The sequence below is a fragment of the Spirosoma knui genome (assembly GCF_054780635.1).
Genome location: NZ_BAAGVY010000022.1, coordinates 1 through 17,526, shown reverse-complemented (window position 1 = coordinate 17,526; position 17,526 = coordinate 1). Strand labels below are relative to the sequence as shown.

General features: G+C 50.9%; 16 protein-coding genes. All 16 read right to left on the bottom strand.

Going from position 1 to position 17,526, the window contains the following annotated elements:
• Nucleotides 1-3 precede the first annotated feature (3 nt).
• The 16 genes from ACYVIY_RS27665 to ACYVIY_RS27590 all read right to left on the bottom strand — a co-directional run bounded on the left by ACYVIY_RS27665 (nucleotide 4) and on the right by ACYVIY_RS27590 (nucleotide 17,011).
• A complete protein-coding gene (locus tag ACYVIY_RS27665; protein WP_460979881.1) occupies nucleotides 4-924 on the bottom strand; it encodes a glycosyltransferase family protein in 921 nt (306 codons plus the stop codon).
• A complete protein-coding gene (locus ACYVIY_RS27660) occupies nucleotides 924-1,853 on the bottom strand; it encodes a glycosyltransferase (RefSeq protein ID WP_460979880.1) in 930 nt (309 codons plus the stop codon). Before ACYVIY_RS27660 ends, ACYVIY_RS27665 begins: the two co-directional genes overlap by 1 nt.
• A 12-nt stretch (nucleotides 1,854-1,865) precedes the next feature.
• The gene (locus tag ACYVIY_RS27655) at nucleotides 1,866-2,714 is read right to left on the bottom strand and encodes a glycosyltransferase family 2 protein (RefSeq protein WP_460979878.1); all 849 of its coding nucleotides are present in this window, start codon (nucleotides 2,712-2,714) and stop codon (nucleotides 1,866-1,868) included.
• Nucleotides 2,711-3,418 (bottom strand): FkbM family methyltransferase, encoded by a 708-nt coding sequence (locus tag ACYVIY_RS27650; protein ID WP_460979877.1) that lies wholly within the window; start codon nucleotides 3,416-3,418, stop codon nucleotides 2,711-2,713. Before ACYVIY_RS27650 ends, ACYVIY_RS27655 begins: the two co-directional genes overlap by 4 nt.
• Nucleotides 3,415-4,266: a glycosyltransferase family 2 protein gene (locus tag ACYVIY_RS27645; RefSeq protein WP_460979876.1), complete on the bottom strand. Its 852-nt coding sequence runs from the start codon at nucleotides 4,264-4,266 to the stop codon at nucleotides 3,415-3,417. Before ACYVIY_RS27645 ends, ACYVIY_RS27650 begins: the two co-directional genes overlap by 4 nt.
• On the bottom strand, nucleotides 4,263-5,198 hold the full coding sequence (locus ACYVIY_RS27640) for a nucleotide-diphospho-sugar transferase (RefSeq protein ID WP_460979875.1): 936 nt from the start codon (nucleotides 5,196-5,198) through the stop codon (nucleotides 4,263-4,265). Before ACYVIY_RS27640 ends, ACYVIY_RS27645 begins: the two co-directional genes overlap by 4 nt.
• Nucleotides 5,199-5,218: 20 nt before the next feature.
• The gene (locus tag ACYVIY_RS27635; protein ID WP_460979874.1) at nucleotides 5,219-5,941 is read right to left on the bottom strand and encodes an FkbM family methyltransferase; all 723 of its coding nucleotides are present in this window, start codon (nucleotides 5,939-5,941) and stop codon (nucleotides 5,219-5,221) included.
• A 6-nt stretch (nucleotides 5,942-5,947) separates the two neighbouring features.
• Nucleotides 5,948-7,201, bottom strand: coding sequence for an ABC transporter ATP-binding protein (locus ACYVIY_RS27630; protein ID WP_460979873.1), 1,254 nt, complete (start codon nucleotides 7,199-7,201; stop codon nucleotides 5,948-5,950).
• Between the two features lie 18 nt (nucleotides 7,202-7,219).
• Nucleotides 7,220-8,833 carry an LIC_10190 family membrane protein gene (locus ACYVIY_RS27625; protein WP_460979939.1) on the bottom strand — a complete coding sequence of 538 codons (1,614 nt, stop codon included), beginning with the start codon at nucleotides 8,831-8,833 and terminating at the stop codon, nucleotides 7,220-7,222.
• A 23-nt stretch (nucleotides 8,834-8,856) separates the two neighbouring features.
• Nucleotides 8,857-9,708: an ABC transporter permease gene (locus ACYVIY_RS27620; RefSeq protein WP_460979872.1), complete on the bottom strand. Its 852-nt coding sequence runs from the start codon at nucleotides 9,706-9,708 to the stop codon at nucleotides 8,857-8,859.
• Between the two features lie 4 nt (nucleotides 9,709-9,712).
• On the bottom strand, nucleotides 9,713-10,678 hold the full coding sequence (locus ACYVIY_RS27615) for a Gfo/Idh/MocA family protein (protein WP_460979871.1): 966 nt from the start codon (nucleotides 10,676-10,678) through the stop codon (nucleotides 9,713-9,715).
• A 65-nt stretch (nucleotides 10,679-10,743) separates the two neighbouring features.
• Nucleotides 10,744-11,322 carry an acyltransferase gene (locus ACYVIY_RS27610; protein ID WP_460979869.1) on the bottom strand — a complete coding sequence of 193 codons (579 nt, stop codon included), beginning with the start codon at nucleotides 11,320-11,322 and terminating at the stop codon, nucleotides 10,744-10,746.
• 1 nt (nucleotide 11,323) lies between these two features.
• Entirely contained in the window at nucleotides 11,324-12,481 is a 1,158-nt protein-coding gene (locus ACYVIY_RS27605) for a DegT/DnrJ/EryC1/StrS family aminotransferase (protein WP_460979867.1), read from the bottom strand.
• 4 nt (nucleotides 12,482-12,485) lie between these two features.
• On the bottom strand, nucleotides 12,486-13,751 hold the full coding sequence (locus tag ACYVIY_RS27600) for a sugar transferase (RefSeq protein WP_460979866.1): 1,266 nt from the start codon (nucleotides 13,749-13,751) through the stop codon (nucleotides 12,486-12,488).
• Nucleotides 13,666-16,032, bottom strand: coding sequence for a GumC family protein (locus ACYVIY_RS27595; RefSeq protein WP_460979864.1), 2,367 nt, complete (start codon nucleotides 16,030-16,032; stop codon nucleotides 13,666-13,668). Before ACYVIY_RS27595 ends, ACYVIY_RS27600 begins: the two co-directional genes overlap by 86 nt.
• A gap of 16 nt (nucleotides 16,033-16,048) precedes the next feature.
• On the bottom strand, nucleotides 16,049-17,011 hold the full coding sequence (locus ACYVIY_RS27590) for a polysaccharide biosynthesis/export family protein (RefSeq protein WP_460979862.1): 963 nt from the start codon (nucleotides 17,009-17,011) through the stop codon (nucleotides 16,049-16,051).
• Nucleotides 17,012-17,526: the final 515 nt, after the last annotated feature.

Sequence of the window (17,526 nt, the reverse complement as noted above, 5' to 3'; positions counted from 1 at the left end):
GCGCTACGTAGCCAGCAGGCGGATGCTTTTTAAGAGCAGTTTTTTCCAGAGCGGCCGTTTGGCGGGGTTCACAAATCGCTCGAAAACCACCCAGTCGAATAAGCGGTCAATCTTTACGGCTGCATGCGTTAATGGGAACGAAATCGGGAAAACAGGCAGGTTCGCCAGCAAATCATCTTCGTTGAACGAATGGGTGGCCTCAGCCGTAAAGCCGATGTTGGAAATTAGATTGACCGACGGCACAATTGTGCAGCCACCGTTGGTCCAGCGGGCAAACAGCCACTGAAAGTCCCACACGTCACTCGGCTGCGTTTTCTGATACGTTATAAACTGAGCTACGTACTGATCGGCGTGCTGGTCATTAGCCAGGGTCGTCCGTATCTGGTTTTGTACCGGCAGCGTATCAGCACCGCCCAGTTCGTAATCAAACGCCTGCCAGGCCCTGCGCCACGAAGCCCAGCCCAGGCTGTGCCCCATGTACGAAAAAAAATAGGACTGCCGGGACGGAAACCAGGATTTCATAGCGTTGGTACCCGTAATCATGTACACGCGCGGGTCGGCAGCATATCGCTCCAGCAATTGCTGGCAGAATCCAAAAAAGCTTAGTTCGGGCAGGCAGTCATCTTCCAGCACAATACCGGCGTCCACGTGCGCAAAAAACCAGGTAATGGCTTCGGCCGGACCCCGCCCGCAACCCCGGTTTTCGGTTCTGAACAACGTCCGAAGCTCGCAGTCCCAGTCAATCTGCGTTTCGATGATCGCCCGGGTCGCCCGGCATCGTTCGGCATCGGGGGGATGGTTGGGCCTTGGCCCATCGGCCGCCACAAACAGGTTTTGGGGCTTTATCTGCCGAATTCGGTTGAACGTCTGCTGCGTTATCGATGGCCGGTTGAACACCATAAGCAGAATGGGCGTCGTGAACATCAACGGTGGCTCAGTGATCGATTGCAGCTATCTACCAGCGAATCAATGTAGTCGAGTTTGTCTTCGTATAAAGCATACACTCGCTTGATATTCACTTCGTCCTGCCGATGGTGCAACTCGTTATTCCAGATTCGCATCCCACCGGTTCCCAATCCGCCAATCTTAAACTTGGCCGGGTAGTGCCCAACGCGCAGGCCAAGTGTCCAGGCCCGGAGACAAACTTCGGCATCGTCCCACTGAAAAGGAGCAAACTGGGGGTCAAAATCACGCAGTACGTTGATGAATACGTCACGCCGGAGCCACATCGGTGCCCGATCTACGTACTGAATATAGGTTAGACCCGGTGCCGACTCGCTATCCTTACTCAGTTCTATTTTGAATGAGTTGGCCCGGTATACCTTGTTGTTTTCCTGAATGAAAGGCCCTCTTGTACCGGTGCTATCGTAGGGCACAGGTCGCAGCCGCGCTCCATCCCGACCGCCCAGAATAACCAGCAGATCGTCCTGCTCAAAGCAGTTCAGGGCTCCATTTACCCACTCGGTCGTCTCAAAATCATCGTCGTCCTGCAGCAGCACTACGTATTTCCCTCGGGCGAAATACAAGGCCCTTCCGTAAGTTATTATTTCGTACAGGTCATTGCAGCGCAGCAAAAATTCATTGGCATTACTGAGAAATTTAGTGAGCCGAAGGGTATGCTCGAATTCCGAGCCATCGTCGATGACGAGTATCTCGCTGCGCTGAATTGTTCTTAATTTATTGACCAGATAAATGACGTTTTCCGACTTGTTATGCGACTGTATGACAAAACTTATTTGTGGGGTATGATCGTAGTTTTTCGCCAGCCAGCCGGTATAGGTTTTTTGTTCGTATCGTTTAGCGAATACGAGTTTCTTTTTAAGGAAAGGAGCTATACGTTTTATCAACTGCATTCGGCCGAATTGCTAGGTTTTATCGTTTACTGGCCTAAAGTAGGCAACCGCCTTCGTAATATTTTTTGAAATCTTATACAGGACTTTCAGCACTGCATACAAGTATTTTCTTGATTTCAGCCAGTCAAAATACACCAGCTCCTGCTTTTCTACCGCCCAATCCTGATAATCCTGAACTACACGCTCCGGAAAATACTCGCGCAGAATAAGCGGTATTTCGCTGGGCCGATCCGGATGCTGCTCGATGCTGCTGGATATACCATCGAGATTGTAATCGGCAACCAGGACATCGAGCGCGGCTGTCGAACAATTCCCCACGATCACGCTGCGAATCCAGAAGGCATAATCCGAATGAATGCGGTATTTCTCGTCGTAGCACCCAAATTGTGTGAATAGCGCCGTTTTGATAAAGGTGGCCTGGTGCGGCAAGGTATTACCAATAAACGACTTCAAAGTGAGCGTTTCGGGTAACTTAGTGACGTAAACCTGCTCGTTGCCTTTCGAAACCCGGCAGCGGCCGATCAGCAAATCGGCCGTTTGCTTTACGCAAAACACTTTTCCCAGCACAGAACCGTCAATTAACCAGTCGCCCGAATTCAAAAACAGGCAATACGTTCCTTTGGCCCGGCGTATGCCCTTATTCATGGCGTGGTAGATGCCCTGATCTTTTTCGGAAACCCAATACGTAAGCTGATTGGAATACGTTTCGATGAGTTGAACGCTGCCATCTTCCGATGCGCCGTCGATAATCAGAAATTCAAACGCTTTGAAGGATTGGTTCAAGACACTTCGAATGGTGGTCTCCAACCCGGTTTTGTTGTTTAGATTGATGGTGATGATGGACAGTACGACCGGATTCATCGAAAAAAATAACCGTCAACCTGTAGTAACTCGCCGGTTTCGTAATGGCGATGGCCACCCTGAATAAGTTTCAGTGCATATCCCTCTTGCTTCAAGACGTAGATCATTTCGGGCATCAGCGTTTCCTGTTCGTAGAGCGGCTGAAGCGACAGTTCCAGTTGAAACCCTTTGATCCGATCGAGCGACTGAACGCAGCCTTTGATCACCTGACGTTCAAACCCCTGTGTATCGATCTTTACGTACAGGTTCTGATGGGGACGGCAATACTGGTCAACAATTGAATCAACCGTCTGCACGCGAACGGTTTCCGTACCGACATAAACCGCGTTGGCTTCACTCTCCACGTGCAGCGGAAGAATGTTCAGCAACGAGCTGCTATACGAGTTTCGGGACACGTTGATCTCGGCCATTCCGTTGTAATCGCCGATGGCGGTATGGACCGTTTGCCAGGACGGGTAAGCCAGTGCCGTGCGTTGAAGCTGCTCGTAAGCCTCCGACAGGGGCTCAAACGACACGATGGGCGCAGCAAATCCCAGTTTCCGAACCAGTTTACCGAATTGGCCCGTGTTCGCGCCCACATCGAAGATCACGTCAATATTGGCTGACCGCATCAGATCCAGCCACTCCCGAACGGTCGGGTCAGCGGGTAAATGCACAATGTCATGCCCGAAATACTGAGCAATCTTTTTTATAAATCCTTTCACTGCCGACGCCGTATCATTCTAAGCACAAAGCGTTTCAGCCGCCTTACAAATACCCCTGCTTTGATAACCTGGTTACGTTCCAGAAAGCGGTAGACGGCGCTCTCCCGACTGGACAGCCATTGGCTTCGTTCGGTTTCGAGGGCTTCCAACCGCTCGAAATCAGCCAGAAACAGGGGGTAGCGCTGTTGCAGAATCAGTCGCTGTTCCTGCCGGGGCAGGTTGTTTGTGGCCGGGTCACAACTGATGCCATCCATGTTAAAATAAGCGATCACGCCGGGGAAGTGCACGTACGAGCAATGGTGTTCCAACAGCGCTTCCACGAAAAACAGCCAGTCCGAAGCAATTTTCAGCTGCTCGTTATACAGCCCGACCGACCCAAACAAACGTCGTCGGATGAAGGTAGCCTGATGCGGCAGCGTCCCCCGAAACAGGGTTCGGGCCGTAATATTTGCGGGCGAGGTCACGTGCCACCGGATTTCCTGCTTCTGATTGTCGTAGAAATAAACGTCACCAGCCACAATATCCGCCTGCGGACGGCTGGCGAATACCTCTTCCAGCACCGTCGGCGTAGCAAGCCAGTCGCCCGAGTTCAAAAACAGGCAGTACTCACCCGTTGCCTGCCGGATGCCCTTATTCATGGCGTGGTAGATGCCCCGATCCCGTTCCGATACCGAGTACGTAACGTGACTCGAAAACTGTTCGATAACCTTTCGGCTGGCATCGGTCGACCCACCGTCGATGATGATGTACTCAAAATCCCGGAACGTTTGGCTGATAACGCTTTGCCCCGTTTTTTTGAGGCCTACCGCGTTGTTCAGGTTTATCGTAATGATCGAAAGCGGTATCACATCGGGTTATATCGGATCACTTTCTTGACCACGCGTTTAAACTTCTTGAACTGACTATCGACATCGGCCTGTCCGAACAGCATACGCTGGATAAACAGATCGGCTTCGTAGTGCCTCTCAATCCGGTCTGGATGCGTAAAAGGACTCGCCAGTTCATGGGTTGGTACGTTGGCAAAATAGCTGTCCGGGTTCTGTGAGTGCGTAGCGCACGGGCCATACCCAATGTTGGACACCAGGTTAGCTTTCGGAATTACGGCCAGCTGGTTCCGGGTCATGCAGAGATAGTGAAACTGGAAATCCCACATGTCATCGGGTTTGTTGCGGTACAGCCAGTCGAAGTGGTTCAGCCACCACCGCGAATACGGCTTCTCGGCAAACAGATATTTATTTAGTTTCTTCTTGTCGATTCGAGGCCAGTTGGAAAGCGTATAGTCGAAGCCTTCCCAGCTCCGTTTCCAGGTTGCCCACCCATTCGAACTCGGGAAAACCGAGAAGTAATAAGCTGCCTCAATGGGCATGGGCTGCACCAGCTGAAAGTTATTCCCGGAGATCATGGACACCTGCCGATTATCCCGATACGTTTCGAGCAAGTCGGCGCAGAATCGAAAAAAGGTGGCGTTGGGCAGGCAATCATCTTCCAGAATAATGCCTTCGTCTACGTGTTCAAAAAACCAGCTTATCGCTTCCGACGGCCCCCGCCCGCAGCCCCTGTTTTCGTCCCGGAATAAGGTTTTCAGTTCGCATGGCCAGTCTACGTGGTCCAGTACCCATTTCCGGACCAGCTGGCATCGTTCCGCTTCGCCTTCTTTACCGGGTCGTGGTCCGTCGGCGGCAATAAACATACGCGCCGGTTTCTGGCTACGGATTGCGTTAAAGACTCGTTGCGTTTCGTCTGGCTTATTAAAAATGATAAACAATACGCTGATTTCCATTACGTATCCGTACAGGGCGTTTACCCCTTATCCGCGTAGTATAAGTTGTTGACGGTATTAGCGACACGCTCGTAATTAACCTGACCTAAATACGTGTCTAACGCGGCTTTGTTCTTCAATTGCAGCGATTCGACAACGATTAAGCGGGGTCGATACAGAGACCAGTCATTCGACCGAAGTACGTCCAGCTCGAAGCCTTCGACATCTAGAGACAGGAAGTCTATCGATTGGTTGGCTGGCAGGAACTCCGCCAGAACAGACTGTAGGGTCCGCATTTTTACCACTTTCTTTTGAACAAGCGTATAGCCTTTCGCGACCATTTCGGCGGCAAACTCCTCGGAGAACGTATTGATACCGGTCTGACTAAATATGTGGTACGTTGCTGTGCTCTCCCGTTCGGCCAAACCTGTTTCTACATTTATATCGCGCGGCCGTACTTCATTAAACGCGGCCATACTACCTGGCATGGCGTCCAGGTTAATTCCCCGCCAGCCTTGCAGATAAAATTTATAGGTATTTGAATAGTTAATCGGATGATACGCGCCAATATCCAGATAAAACCCTGTATCGAGTCCGTAAAAATATTGGGCAAGTATTTGGTCTTCGCCTTCCTGCGAAAAACCCGTACGTAAGTACTTGTAATACGAATGCTCATTGAGCATTTCCTGCCGGATAAACTCTTTATACCCCGCTGGAATGCCGGCATAAATAAGCTTTTTCAGGGTTGCTGTGATACGTCCCATTATCCTTTAACTCAGATTGATCAATCCCCCGTCCGGGAAAGAATAAACGTATCCGCCTTCATTCACATACCCTTCGCAATCGACCACTAGACCGCGCGGTATGGCCATAAAAACAGCCTTCAGCGGCTCCACGAACAGAAAGTTGACGTAAAACCGTCCTTTGTTCATTCGGGCCGGAAGCTGTATGGTTTTACGGACCTCAAACGCTCCGGCAGGGCTGGTTTTCAGGGTTCCGAGCGAGAAATCGGGGTTATAAATCGCAAAAGGAACGTCATGCTCATCGACGAAAACCGCTTCAAAACAAAGGGGCAGCGGTTGGGCTAAATTACCTTTGATCGTAACGTCGAGCGTAGCGCTTTTCCCCGAGATACTGATGTAATCGGCGGGCGAGCCATTGACCCGGATTTCCGAAATGGACAGGCCCGGGTGCAGGGTGGCAATCTTCTCAATAATTTGCGAGCCGCTCGAATTCGGATCAGCGAAATAATGCGCTATGGCGCTGGCGGTTGTTCCTTCAAAGGCGAAACGCCCCTTATTGAGTACAATGCCTCGCGTGCATAAATTTTTCACAGCTGCCATATTATGGCTCACAAACAGCACGGTTCTTCCCTCGTGCTGGCTCACGGCTTTCATCTTGCCGATGGCTTTTTTCTGAAACTCCGCATCCCCAACGGCCAGCACTTCATCGACGACCAGAATTTCGGGTTCCAGGTGGGCAGCTACGGCAAATCCCAGCCGGACGGTCATGCCGCTGGAATAGCGTTTAACGGGCGTATCGATGTAGCGCTCGCAACCCGAAAAGTCGATTATTTCATCGAGTTTAGCCTTGATTTCCCGTTTTCTCATGCCCAGTATGGCCCCGTTCAGGAATATATTTTCCCGCCCGGTCAACTCCGGATGAAAGCCCGTACCAACTTCGAGCAGGCTACCAATACGGCCATTAAAGTCGATTCGGCCCGTAGTGGGTCCGGTCACTTTCGAAAGAATTTTAAGCAGTGTCGACTTACCGGCTCCGTTTCTGCCGATTATGCCCAGCACCTCGCCGGGCATTACGTCGAAATTGATGTCTTTAAGCGCCCAGACGTATTGACCTGTGCCTTTGGTAGCCGGATCATTAGGCTCGCCAATTTTTAGCAGGGGGTCTTCTTTCCCTAAAAAACGGTGCAGCCACCGTTGTGCATCGTCGCGGATCGTTCCCGTCCCCACCGTGCCTAAGCGGTACTGCTTGGAAAGATTTTCTATTTTAACAACGGGCCTCATGGGTGGTACCAGCGGGCGTCACCGGGCGTCTCGGTAAAAACCCTGCTCAAGCCCCTCCCCTCTAAGGTGCAGCCCGTCGATCCGTTTGCTGGCGCAGGGCAACGGGTGATCGAAACACTGATCGGACTCAATTGGATAGTAGCACTTGATTTTGTTGTCGACGAGAAAATAAGCAAACTGGTTCTGCCGGGGTATTTCCAGCGGATATGGCAGCAGGAATCGGTGGCCGATCTGTTTCGTAAAATGCCAAGGATGAAACCAGTTATCTTTCAAAAAGAGGCAGGTAATCACCAGGCCAAATGCATAAAACCCATACTTACTGATCGTGTCTTTGGCGTTCAGTGACTGAACGGATACAAGAAGGAGTGCGGCAAAGAAAGCGGCTCCGTATCGAAGACTCGGCGCATTTATGCCCATGAATGCAATGCCTGCGATGGATACGCCCAACGCCACTACGTAATAGCGAGGTAATGAGCGCCTGTTACTGAACAGGCGTATCGCAACTACGAGTAGAGCCAGTACACTACTCGCGATCATGATCAGATCGACCCCGCTCTGATTGTCTAACCAGCCCTGTAACCCAGAATGTCCCGAATCGCCATGGGGAACGTAATAGGCACGAATGGCTTGTTGAAGCTGAGTAACGTCGGGCTTTGGCAATTTCCAGTCGGGCGAAAACAAATCGATGGCCGGAAACGGGAACAATAGCCAGCCGGTAAGCATGACATTTTTCGCCAGCCAGGGAAAGACGATAAAGCCGCAGATGAGTAGTGTAGTCAGCGCTTGTTTTTTACGGCTCCAGAAATAGGTCATCCCGAGCAAATAAAAAACGACAAGCAGAACAGGCGCGGTCGATAGCTTTAGTGTAATTGCGTAAACCGACAAAACAATGATGGAAAAGATTGTATCGCTGTTTCTGTTTATATCAACGATAGAGCCTAGAACAATAACCATCAGTACAAACACCAACGTATCGGTTGATGGCGTGGAGACATGGGGCCAGAAATTCTGGATTAAATAATACAGGATAAAGACGTAACTACTTGCCAGTACGTAATTAGCCAACTTGATTGACCAGCTAACCTTTTCAAAAATATACAGCGAGTAATACGTAATGATTGTAAAATTTATCGGGTAGATAGGCTGTGAAAACAAATTGTAAAAAGCCGCATTTAGCGAGAAACTATTAAAATTATAACCCAGAAAATTATTCAGATGAACCAGACCGGGTACTGTTTTATGCTCGGCGGTCCATTTTATAACCGGGATATGATACAACCCAGCGTCATAATGAAGCGAAGGGCTGTATAAGGATTGAAAAAAAGTAATTCCGATGAATACAAACAACAGGAACGCCAGCACCGGATTCGTTCGTACGCGCGTCACCAACTGCCTGCTTAGGGTGCGGTAGTATTGGCGTACATAGTCTGCATTAAGCAGCCCTACGCCCGAAACGAGTGCGATAAACGCGAACGTAACGGTATTGGTGATGGGATACGCAATCGATACGAGCGTAAAAAAGGCGTTGGATACCGCTAATCCAAGCAAAAAATCATGGAAACATGACGTGTTCCAGGCCGCAATTTTTTTAACAATAGATCCGATACTTATGAAACAAAGGCTGCACCCCATGAACCCCACGAGCTGAGCTACCATTACACCGTGTCCATAAAGTTTTTTTCGGTTCGGTTGAAGACCGCCAAACCAAGCAGAAACACGACCAGCGCGAACCCCGCCGAATACAATACCAGCAAACTGGAAAAGGCTCCCGTTCCCAGAAAGCTATACCGAAAAGCCTCAATAACACCGGTCATTGGATTGAGCAGCATAACCAACTTGTATTTTGCCGGTACCGCCGACAGGGGTAGAATGACGGGCGTGGCATACATCAGGAGCTGTACGCCAAACTCAACCAGGTAGTACAAATCCCGGTAGCGGGTCGTCATGGCCGAGACCAGCATCCCCAATCCCAGCCCCATAAATCCCATGATGATCACCAGCACGGGTACCAGCAGCAGCGTTGTATTCGGCTGTAAAGCCTGTCCGCTAAGGCTGTAGTACGCATAGATGGCCAAAAAGAGAAAAAGACCGATCCCGAACTGTATCAGATTGCTAACCACAACCGATAAGGGCATCACGGCTCTTGGAAAGTACACTTTGCCGAACAGGGCCGCATTCGCCGTGAATGTAGTCGACGTAGCACGGAGGCAGTTCGCAAAATAATTCCAGGCCGTTACGCCGGACAGATAGAACAGGATGGGCGGGGTGCCGTCGGTAGACAGACGCGCCATCCCACTAAACACAACCGCCAGAACGACCGTCTGGAAAAGGGGCTGGATAAAAAACCAGACGGGGCCCAGGATCGTCTGCTTGTACTTGGCCACAAAGTCACGGCGGACGAGCAGGATGAGCAAATCGCGATACTGCCAGATTTCGCCCAGCCGCAGGTCGAACAGGTTGTTCTGTGGCGTAATCGAGTGCGTATACGTAGCCTGTTCGTCGGACACCGTATTATTCGCTTCGGAGAGAATTTACCGGTTCGTTGCCCTGCACCATCGGGTGGTAATCGCCGGTCAGGGGACTGAGCCGGGCATTCCGGATCTGGTGAACAACCTCAATCGACGGGTAAGCCTCGGCTAATCCGAAGCCTTGTCCAGTCAGAATGCGCTCGTAACTCTGCGTGTGTAGGTCCGTAAATCCGTCGCTGAACTCAATCTCCTCCCCTTCGATACGTAGCGATCGGTACGTCTGCTTGTTTTTCAGCCTGACAACTTCGGGAAGCGTAGCGTAATCCGTACTCAGAAACCACCGAACGCGGGCGTTTTCCAGTTCCAGATACCCCGCGGCCCGGTTGGTCTCATGCACATGCACCAGGTTTTGCCGTACGTTGCCAAATAACCAGATCAGTACGTCGAAAAAATGAACTCCAATGTTCGTGGCGATACCACCCGATTTAGCCGTATCGCCTTTCCAGCTCGTATTATACCAGCGCCCCCGCGACGTAATGTACACTAGATCAATGTCATACACTTTGGTGGGGCATTTGCCGATCCGTTCTTTCAGCGCGACCAGACTCGGATGTAGCCGGAGCTGCAGAATATTGTTGACCGTTTTACCGGTCTCCTGTTCAATTTCGCGCAGCCCATCAATATTCCAGGGATTCAGCACCAGCGGTTTTTCGCAGATCACATCGGCCTGATTGCGCAGACCAAACCGAATATGAGCGTCGTGCAGGTAATTGGGACTACAGATGCTGACGTAATCGACGCCTTGTTTCTGCCGCCGGAGCTTATCGATGCAGCGATCAAACCGCTCGTATTCAATAAAAAAATCGGCTTCCGGAAAATAGCTGTCCATGATGCCGACCGAATCAGATTTATCGAAAGCGGCTACGAGCGTATTGCCCGTATCCCGAATCGCCCTCAGGTGTCGCGGAGCTACGTAGCCAGCCACCCCTATTAACGCAAATCGTTTCATACGTGAGTACGTAAAGTTCAGTTCATCTGTTGCCGACGTAGCATCCTGCCCAGGTCTAAGCCGGCTCAGAAAAGTGGTGTCACGTTGTTCTCAGCCAACTGGTAGTGCTGGCCGCTTTCCGGACAAACGGCCCGACCCTGGGAATCGAATGTCAGCCGGTGCCCGAACTGGCTCATCCATCCCTGCTGACGACCCGGATTGCCAACGATCAGGGCGTACGGCGGTACCGGTTTGGTGACGACCGATCCCGCGCCGATAAAGGCGTATTCACCGATGTCGTTTCCGCAGATGATGGTGGCATTCGCGCCGATCGTGGCCCCTTTCCCAACGTGGGTTTTCTGGTACTGATCTTTTCGGTTAATGGCAGACCGGGGGTTGACGACGTTGGTAAAGACCATCGACGGGCCCAGAAATACGTCGTCGTCGCAGGTAACCCCGGTATAAATCGATACGTTATTCTGCACTTTAACATTACTCCCCAGCACCACACCGGGCGATATGACCACGTTCTGACCGATGTTGCAGTCAGTGCCAATCACGCAGCCGGGCATAATATGCGAAAAGTGCCAGACCCGGGTTCCTTCGCCAAGTTGACTGCCTTCGTCAACGACGGCCGTTGGGTGGATGGAAACGGGTTCGGCCATGCTACTGAAAATAATCGGCAATCGTCTCGGTGATGTAGTCAATCTGGTTTTCCGACAGTTCGGTATGCATGGGCAGCGAAAGCACCCGCTGGCATAACTCACGGGTCACGGCCAGATCACCAACTACCCTACCCTGGTTTTGATACGCCTTCTGCGCGGGAACCGGGATGGGATAATACACCATGCTCGGAATGCCTCTCTGGTGGAGGTGTTCTTTCAAGCGGTCGCGTTGGCCAGCCGGTACTTTTACTGTGTACTGATGGAAAACGTGCGTCGAATAGGTAGTCCGATATGGAATCTCGATGGCATCGATCTCCTTTAATCGTTCGTCATACAGCGCGGCTGCCAGTTGCCGGGCCTGCGTATACGCAGGCAGGTGCGGAAGCTTCGCGATCAGAATAGCCGCCTGTAACGTATCGAGTCGCGAGTTCATCCCGACAACTTCGTGCTGATACTTCCGCGACTGGCCGTGATTGGCAAGTAATCTCACCTGACGTTCCAGGTCCTCACACTGGGTCAGAACGGCGCCCCCGTCGCCGAAGCAGCCCAGATTTTTGGACGGAAAAAACGAAGTGATGCCCATCGCGCCCATTGCCCCGGCGGCAACCACCGTCTCATCGTCAAAACGAACCGCTGCGCCAATCGCCTGCGCTGCGTCTTCAATAACCCGAACGTGATGGCGTTGGCAGATAGACAGAATACGTGCCATATCAGCACACTGACCAAACAAATGCACCGGCACGACCAGTTTTGTGTTGGGCGTAATGGCTCGCTCGATCTGCTCCGGAATAATGGTAAACGTTTGCGGGTCGACATCCACCATAACCGGCGTCAGACCCAGTAGCGCAATCACCTCCGCCACGGCAATATAGGTAAACGCCGGAATAATGACTTCGTCCCCTGGCTTCAGGTTGAGCGCCATCATGGCCAATTGCAGGGCGTCGGTGCCATTGCCGCAGGAAACCACATGTTCGATTGACAAAAAAGCCGCCAACTGGCTCTCAAACTGGCCTACCTGTGGCCCTTTTACGAAAGCAGCTGAGTCGATACAGGCCTGAATAGCCCCATCGACAGCCGCTTTTATGTTCAGGTACTGACCTTTCAAGTCAACCATCTGAATGGCCGACACGCCCTGATCCTGAAATTTCCTGGCCAGCATCGGCTTACTTACTACGGGCTTTCCTGAACAGGATATTAGTCAGAATTCGCATCAGGTAGCGAAAGTCCGTGGCTAGTGGAGCCGCTTCGTAAGCCGCCAGATACGTTAACTCAGACTGCACAATCTCGTCGAACGTCTCGGGAAGGTCGGCGTAAAAGGGCGGCAGCAGCCCCGGTTTGTGCTTGATCCGAATCGCCTGTGCGGAGGCCGGGTACAGACTAAAGTAATGGTCGGTAAGGGGCCGTATGCCGATCAGTTTCACGTCGCCCCGCAGCAGATTATACAGCATGGGAATCTCGTCGAGCCAGTATTTACGGATCACCCTCCCGCCCGTGATTACCCTGAAATCGTCTTTAAACTTGCCGCCCCGGTCAAGCCCGTTGGTTTCGTGCAGATAGGCCTGTACGTATTCCGCGTACGGATGCATCGTGCGCAGTTTATACACGTAAATGGGTTTGGCGTACTGGCCCAGGCGCTTCATTTTCAACATGAATCCTTCGCTGGGAACAGCACTCTCCTGACTGGGATCATGACTCAGGTTGTGTTTTACGATAAGCGTTGTCTCATGGGTTTTCTCGCAGATGTCGATCACCTTCAGGCCCTTAAAAATAAGCCGTCCCAGAATTTCCGCTTTCGACACGTCGGGGACAATATTTAGCCGCTTAAATAGCCTGCGCAACCTCTTCAGCTTGGGCAGTACCCGCTTTAACAGAAAATAAAGCGGGTAATACAGGGTAAAAAACGACGCATTGAACCGGCTGTTCAGGCTGGACTTTACGTTCTCCGCCGTAACCAGGCTAAACGCAAAATATTGATGTTCAGCCAATCGGTTGCGTACCCGCTCGAACACGAGATTGGGGTCTCCAAGTTGCGTTACGGTAGTCTGGAGAAAAATATGTTTCCCGGATAAAGCCCAGTCATTGTTCAGTATTGTATCCAGATCAACCACTTCCCAGGTCGTAGCCGGTGCGTAGTTGAGTAAAAAATCCGGAAGTTTATCGACTGCCGGTTCATAATCGACGTAGTCGCTGTACAAAGCGCTACGTACCAATTCAGTAGATAAAGGCAGATTCATGGAAGCCATCCCTAGTTTGTTCGCTACCCCCGATTGGTAGCTAGTGCGCTGATCGGAGGCAATGCTGAGCGCGTGAGAATTCGCCAGTCCCGGATTGGGGGACGTAGCATCAGCTATGCCGACCGCCGAAAAGTCGACCGAGAAATTTGTTCTTAACCGAACCGGTCCCGTAGTATCCGTCCGGGCCGTACTCATAGCCGTAGCCGTAATCAGGTGAAGTCTTGTAATTGACGGCGTTGAAAATGATGTTTACCGACTTGAATATCTTTTGATTGTTCAGGTCAGCAATGTGGTTCAGGTACACTTTAGGCGTCTTTTCGTGCCGGACCAGATAGAAACAGATGTCACTGTAGGGAGCCAGAATCGAGGCATCGGCAACGAGGCTGAACGGGGGCGTATCGAGCAGAATAAAATCGTAACTGAGCCTGTATTCGTCGATAAGATTCCGGGTGCGGATCGAAGACAGCAACTCCGACGGATTGGCCGGAATGGGACCACTGGGCGCAACAAAGACGTTGTCAATCGACGTAGACTGGACAATATCCTGCGCATTGACGCTGCCAATCAGGTAGTCCGATATGCCGATATGGTTGCTGACGTTCAGGTACTGATTGATTTTCGGCTTTCGTAAATCTACCCCCAGAATAAGCACTTGCTTGTTGAGAGCCGCCAGCGATATGGCAATGTTCAGCGTCAGAAAGCTCTTTCCTTCGTTCGCCGTCGAGGACGTAATCAGGATCGTGCGACCGCCCGTGTGGTGATAATCGCTTAACAGGTATTGCAGGTTGGACCGAATGGTCCGGATCTGCTCGCTCACAAAGCTTTTGTTCCGAACGTCGATAATCGTACCGGACTGCTTGGGGTTGATGCCCACCTCGCCAAAAACTTTCAGCCCGCTCTTGCGTTCGATTTCTTTCTTCGACTGCACAGTCGTAGTGACCAGGTTCCTGATTGTAATCAGGAAGATGGGCAGCAGCAGTCCGATCAGGCCCGCAGCCAGAAACACATTCTGCCGGTTGGGTCGTATCTGACCACCCGAGGGGTAGGGCGTATTCACGACCCGGCTATCCGTCACCGTCGACGCGTAGGATAAGGCGGTTTCCTCGCGCTTCTGCAACAGCATCAGGTACAGATTTTCTTTAATCCCGGCCTGTCGTTTTATTTCGACCAGTTCCCGCTCCTTGGTGGGCACCGACAGAATCGACGCTTCCAGCCGCTTTTTGGTCGCCAATAAGCTGTTTTTTGTAACCAGGAGGTTGTTACGCTGATTGGTCAGGTTTTCTTTGATAGCCTGCTTTACGTTATTCATCTGCGACCGAACCGTCTCCAGATAGGGATTGCCCGGATGAACGCTCTGCGCCAGTTTACTCCGTTCAATTTCCAGATCCAGCAACTGCGTTACGTAGGCATTCAGGACCGGATCGTTCACCATCAGGGTTGCGGGCGCGACATTGGTGAGTTTAGCTCCGTTCACGTAGCGTTCGATACTTTCCAGTACGTTGAGCTGAATATCAACTTCGTTGAGCTTGGCGTTATTCTGCTCTTCTTCTTTCAGAAACAAGGTCGTTTCGGAGCTTAAATCGGTGATGCCTTTAGCCCGGCGGTACTTTTCGACGTTCTGTTCAACGGTTCCCAGTTCCGACGTAACCAGCCTCAGCCGTTCTTCAATAAACCTTAGCGTATTGGTAGCTTCGCGGTTTTTATCCTCCAGCGAAGCAAACGCATACTCGTCCAGCAGTTTAGATAAGATGGCCTTGCCTTTGTCGATCAGCGCCGTTTCGATACTCACTGACAGAAACGAACTGTATTCGTTAAGCCGACTGATGGCGATACTGCCAATTAGCATATCGATCATGGCCTCGCGGCTGGCAAAAGTTACTTTCGTGCGGGTATTAACCACCCGTTTTTTAGGGTCTTTCCGGATTATCCGGAAGTTGCCATATTTTGACGCGACCGGTGCCCCATATTCGAAAACGCCGATGCTATTTTCTTCAGCGTCCAGGAGCTGATACGTAGTGCCGCCCTTCCCGACAACAAACATCGGATTTCCGTAGGCGTAACCGGTAACCTCCCTGGCGATAAGCGTTATCGGCGAGTCGTCGTATAACTCGATATCGCGGCTGGGCGACTCGGTCCAGTACGAAACGGTCAGGTTCAGTTCGTCGACGACTTTTCCCAGCAATGGCATGGAGGTCAGCAGCACAATCTCGTTCTCGATCCGTTTGTTGGCCGTGGCCGTAAAGTCTTCGACAATATCATTTGCCTTTCTGGGCGATTGCTCATCCTTGATCAGCAGGGTGGCGAATACTTTATAGATTGGCGTGACTCGTTCGAGGTAAAAATGAGCTCCCACAAGGCTGACGGCGATGGTCAGCACAAACCAGTACCAGTAGCGCAGGTAACTGAATAAATACTTCAGGATGTCGAAATCGGTATCCTGATCTTCCGCTAAAAAAATGTCGTTGTTGGTGTTCATGCTACTCAGCGACTTTCTACAGTCGTGACCCTAAGAAAATAAGGGAGGCAATTGATGTTACCAGACCTAAATAAATCGTAACCTTCTGGAGACCAGAGCTCAACGGCTGGGGTGGAATGACTTTATCTTTGGTGGGCTCGACGTACACGACGTCGCCGTGCTGGATATAGAAGTAGGGCGACTTAAATACGTCCAGGCTGCGCATGTTCAGTTTACCAATTTCGCGCACGCCATTCCGATTCCTGATTACGGTAATGCTGTCGCGTTTCGCGTACTCCGTCAGATCGCCACAGGCTGCCAGAACGTCAAGAATAGTGGTTTCGTCATCCAGCAGGTTGAAGCTGCCTACCTGTCTCACCTCCCCCAGCACGGAGTATTTATGGTTCATAAACCGGACATTCACCGACGGATGAACGATCGTTTTTTCAAGGTCGGTCCGGAGTTTAGCTTCGGCCAGTTCCAGGGTTAGCCCTTCCAGCTTCTGGCGGCCAATGATAGGCATCGAAATATACCCCGCCGAGTCAACGCGGTAGCCCAGGGGTTGGTTACCGCTCCCCGCGCTTCCGCCCGAAAACGTAGAAACCGGCAGTTGGTTAACGTTAGCAAAATTTAGAATCTCGTTAGACTCTTTGTTGAGCGTACTGACAATCACCCCAAGAATGTCCCCCTTTTGAATTCTGGAAACCCGTGGCACGGCCGTTTCTATCAATTTTGGGTAGGATTGGCTTCTGCTTCGGAAGTACTCAAACTGGGTTGGTTTTACCGTAGTACAAGCCGAAAACTGAATGACCGCAAGCAGCGCGATGACCAGGTTGGCAATCTGCCGGGGTCGCCCTGAGTCGCGCCGTGTACAGACTCGATTTGAAGTAGACGATCTGGTCGAGCGAAAAACGTAACAGTTCGATTTCATGTCCGCAACCCGCTTCATGAACGCCAGGAAATGCCTATGATTAGGCCACCGATTTACTTGATTTTTCATGGCTTCGCCCCTTCAGTCCCATTTTGCAGAACATCCAAGCCAAAAAATACGTGTACAGGAGCGCGATCCGGTTTAGACTCCCTCTACAGATTTGTTAGCACAGCATATATTGTGCCTACAAATCAATTGTGTTGGTCGATGCACCGTTGTCGGGCATCAAATCTGTGCTACTTGAGTAGCGGATCAATCGCATTAAAAAAGAGGAGTAGGAATTGGTCACCAATCACCGCCTAAGCAACTGGAACCTAAAACGGTAACTAGCTATATATCAGACAGTATTACTAATTAGTAACACATCTTGACTATAAATGTAAGTTAGAATACATATCGATAACACAAAATTTATTGAAGCGTACAAAAATAAACTAAAATACGCTTCCTTCAATCGTTTAGATTTACATAAGAATTTATTTTGTTTAGAGACTGTCTAAAAATGGTGTTGCCAATACAGTAAGGAGCCAGTAAGTTGGTAGAAACAAAGAACCACCAATGTATTCTACCAATCTGACCGACTC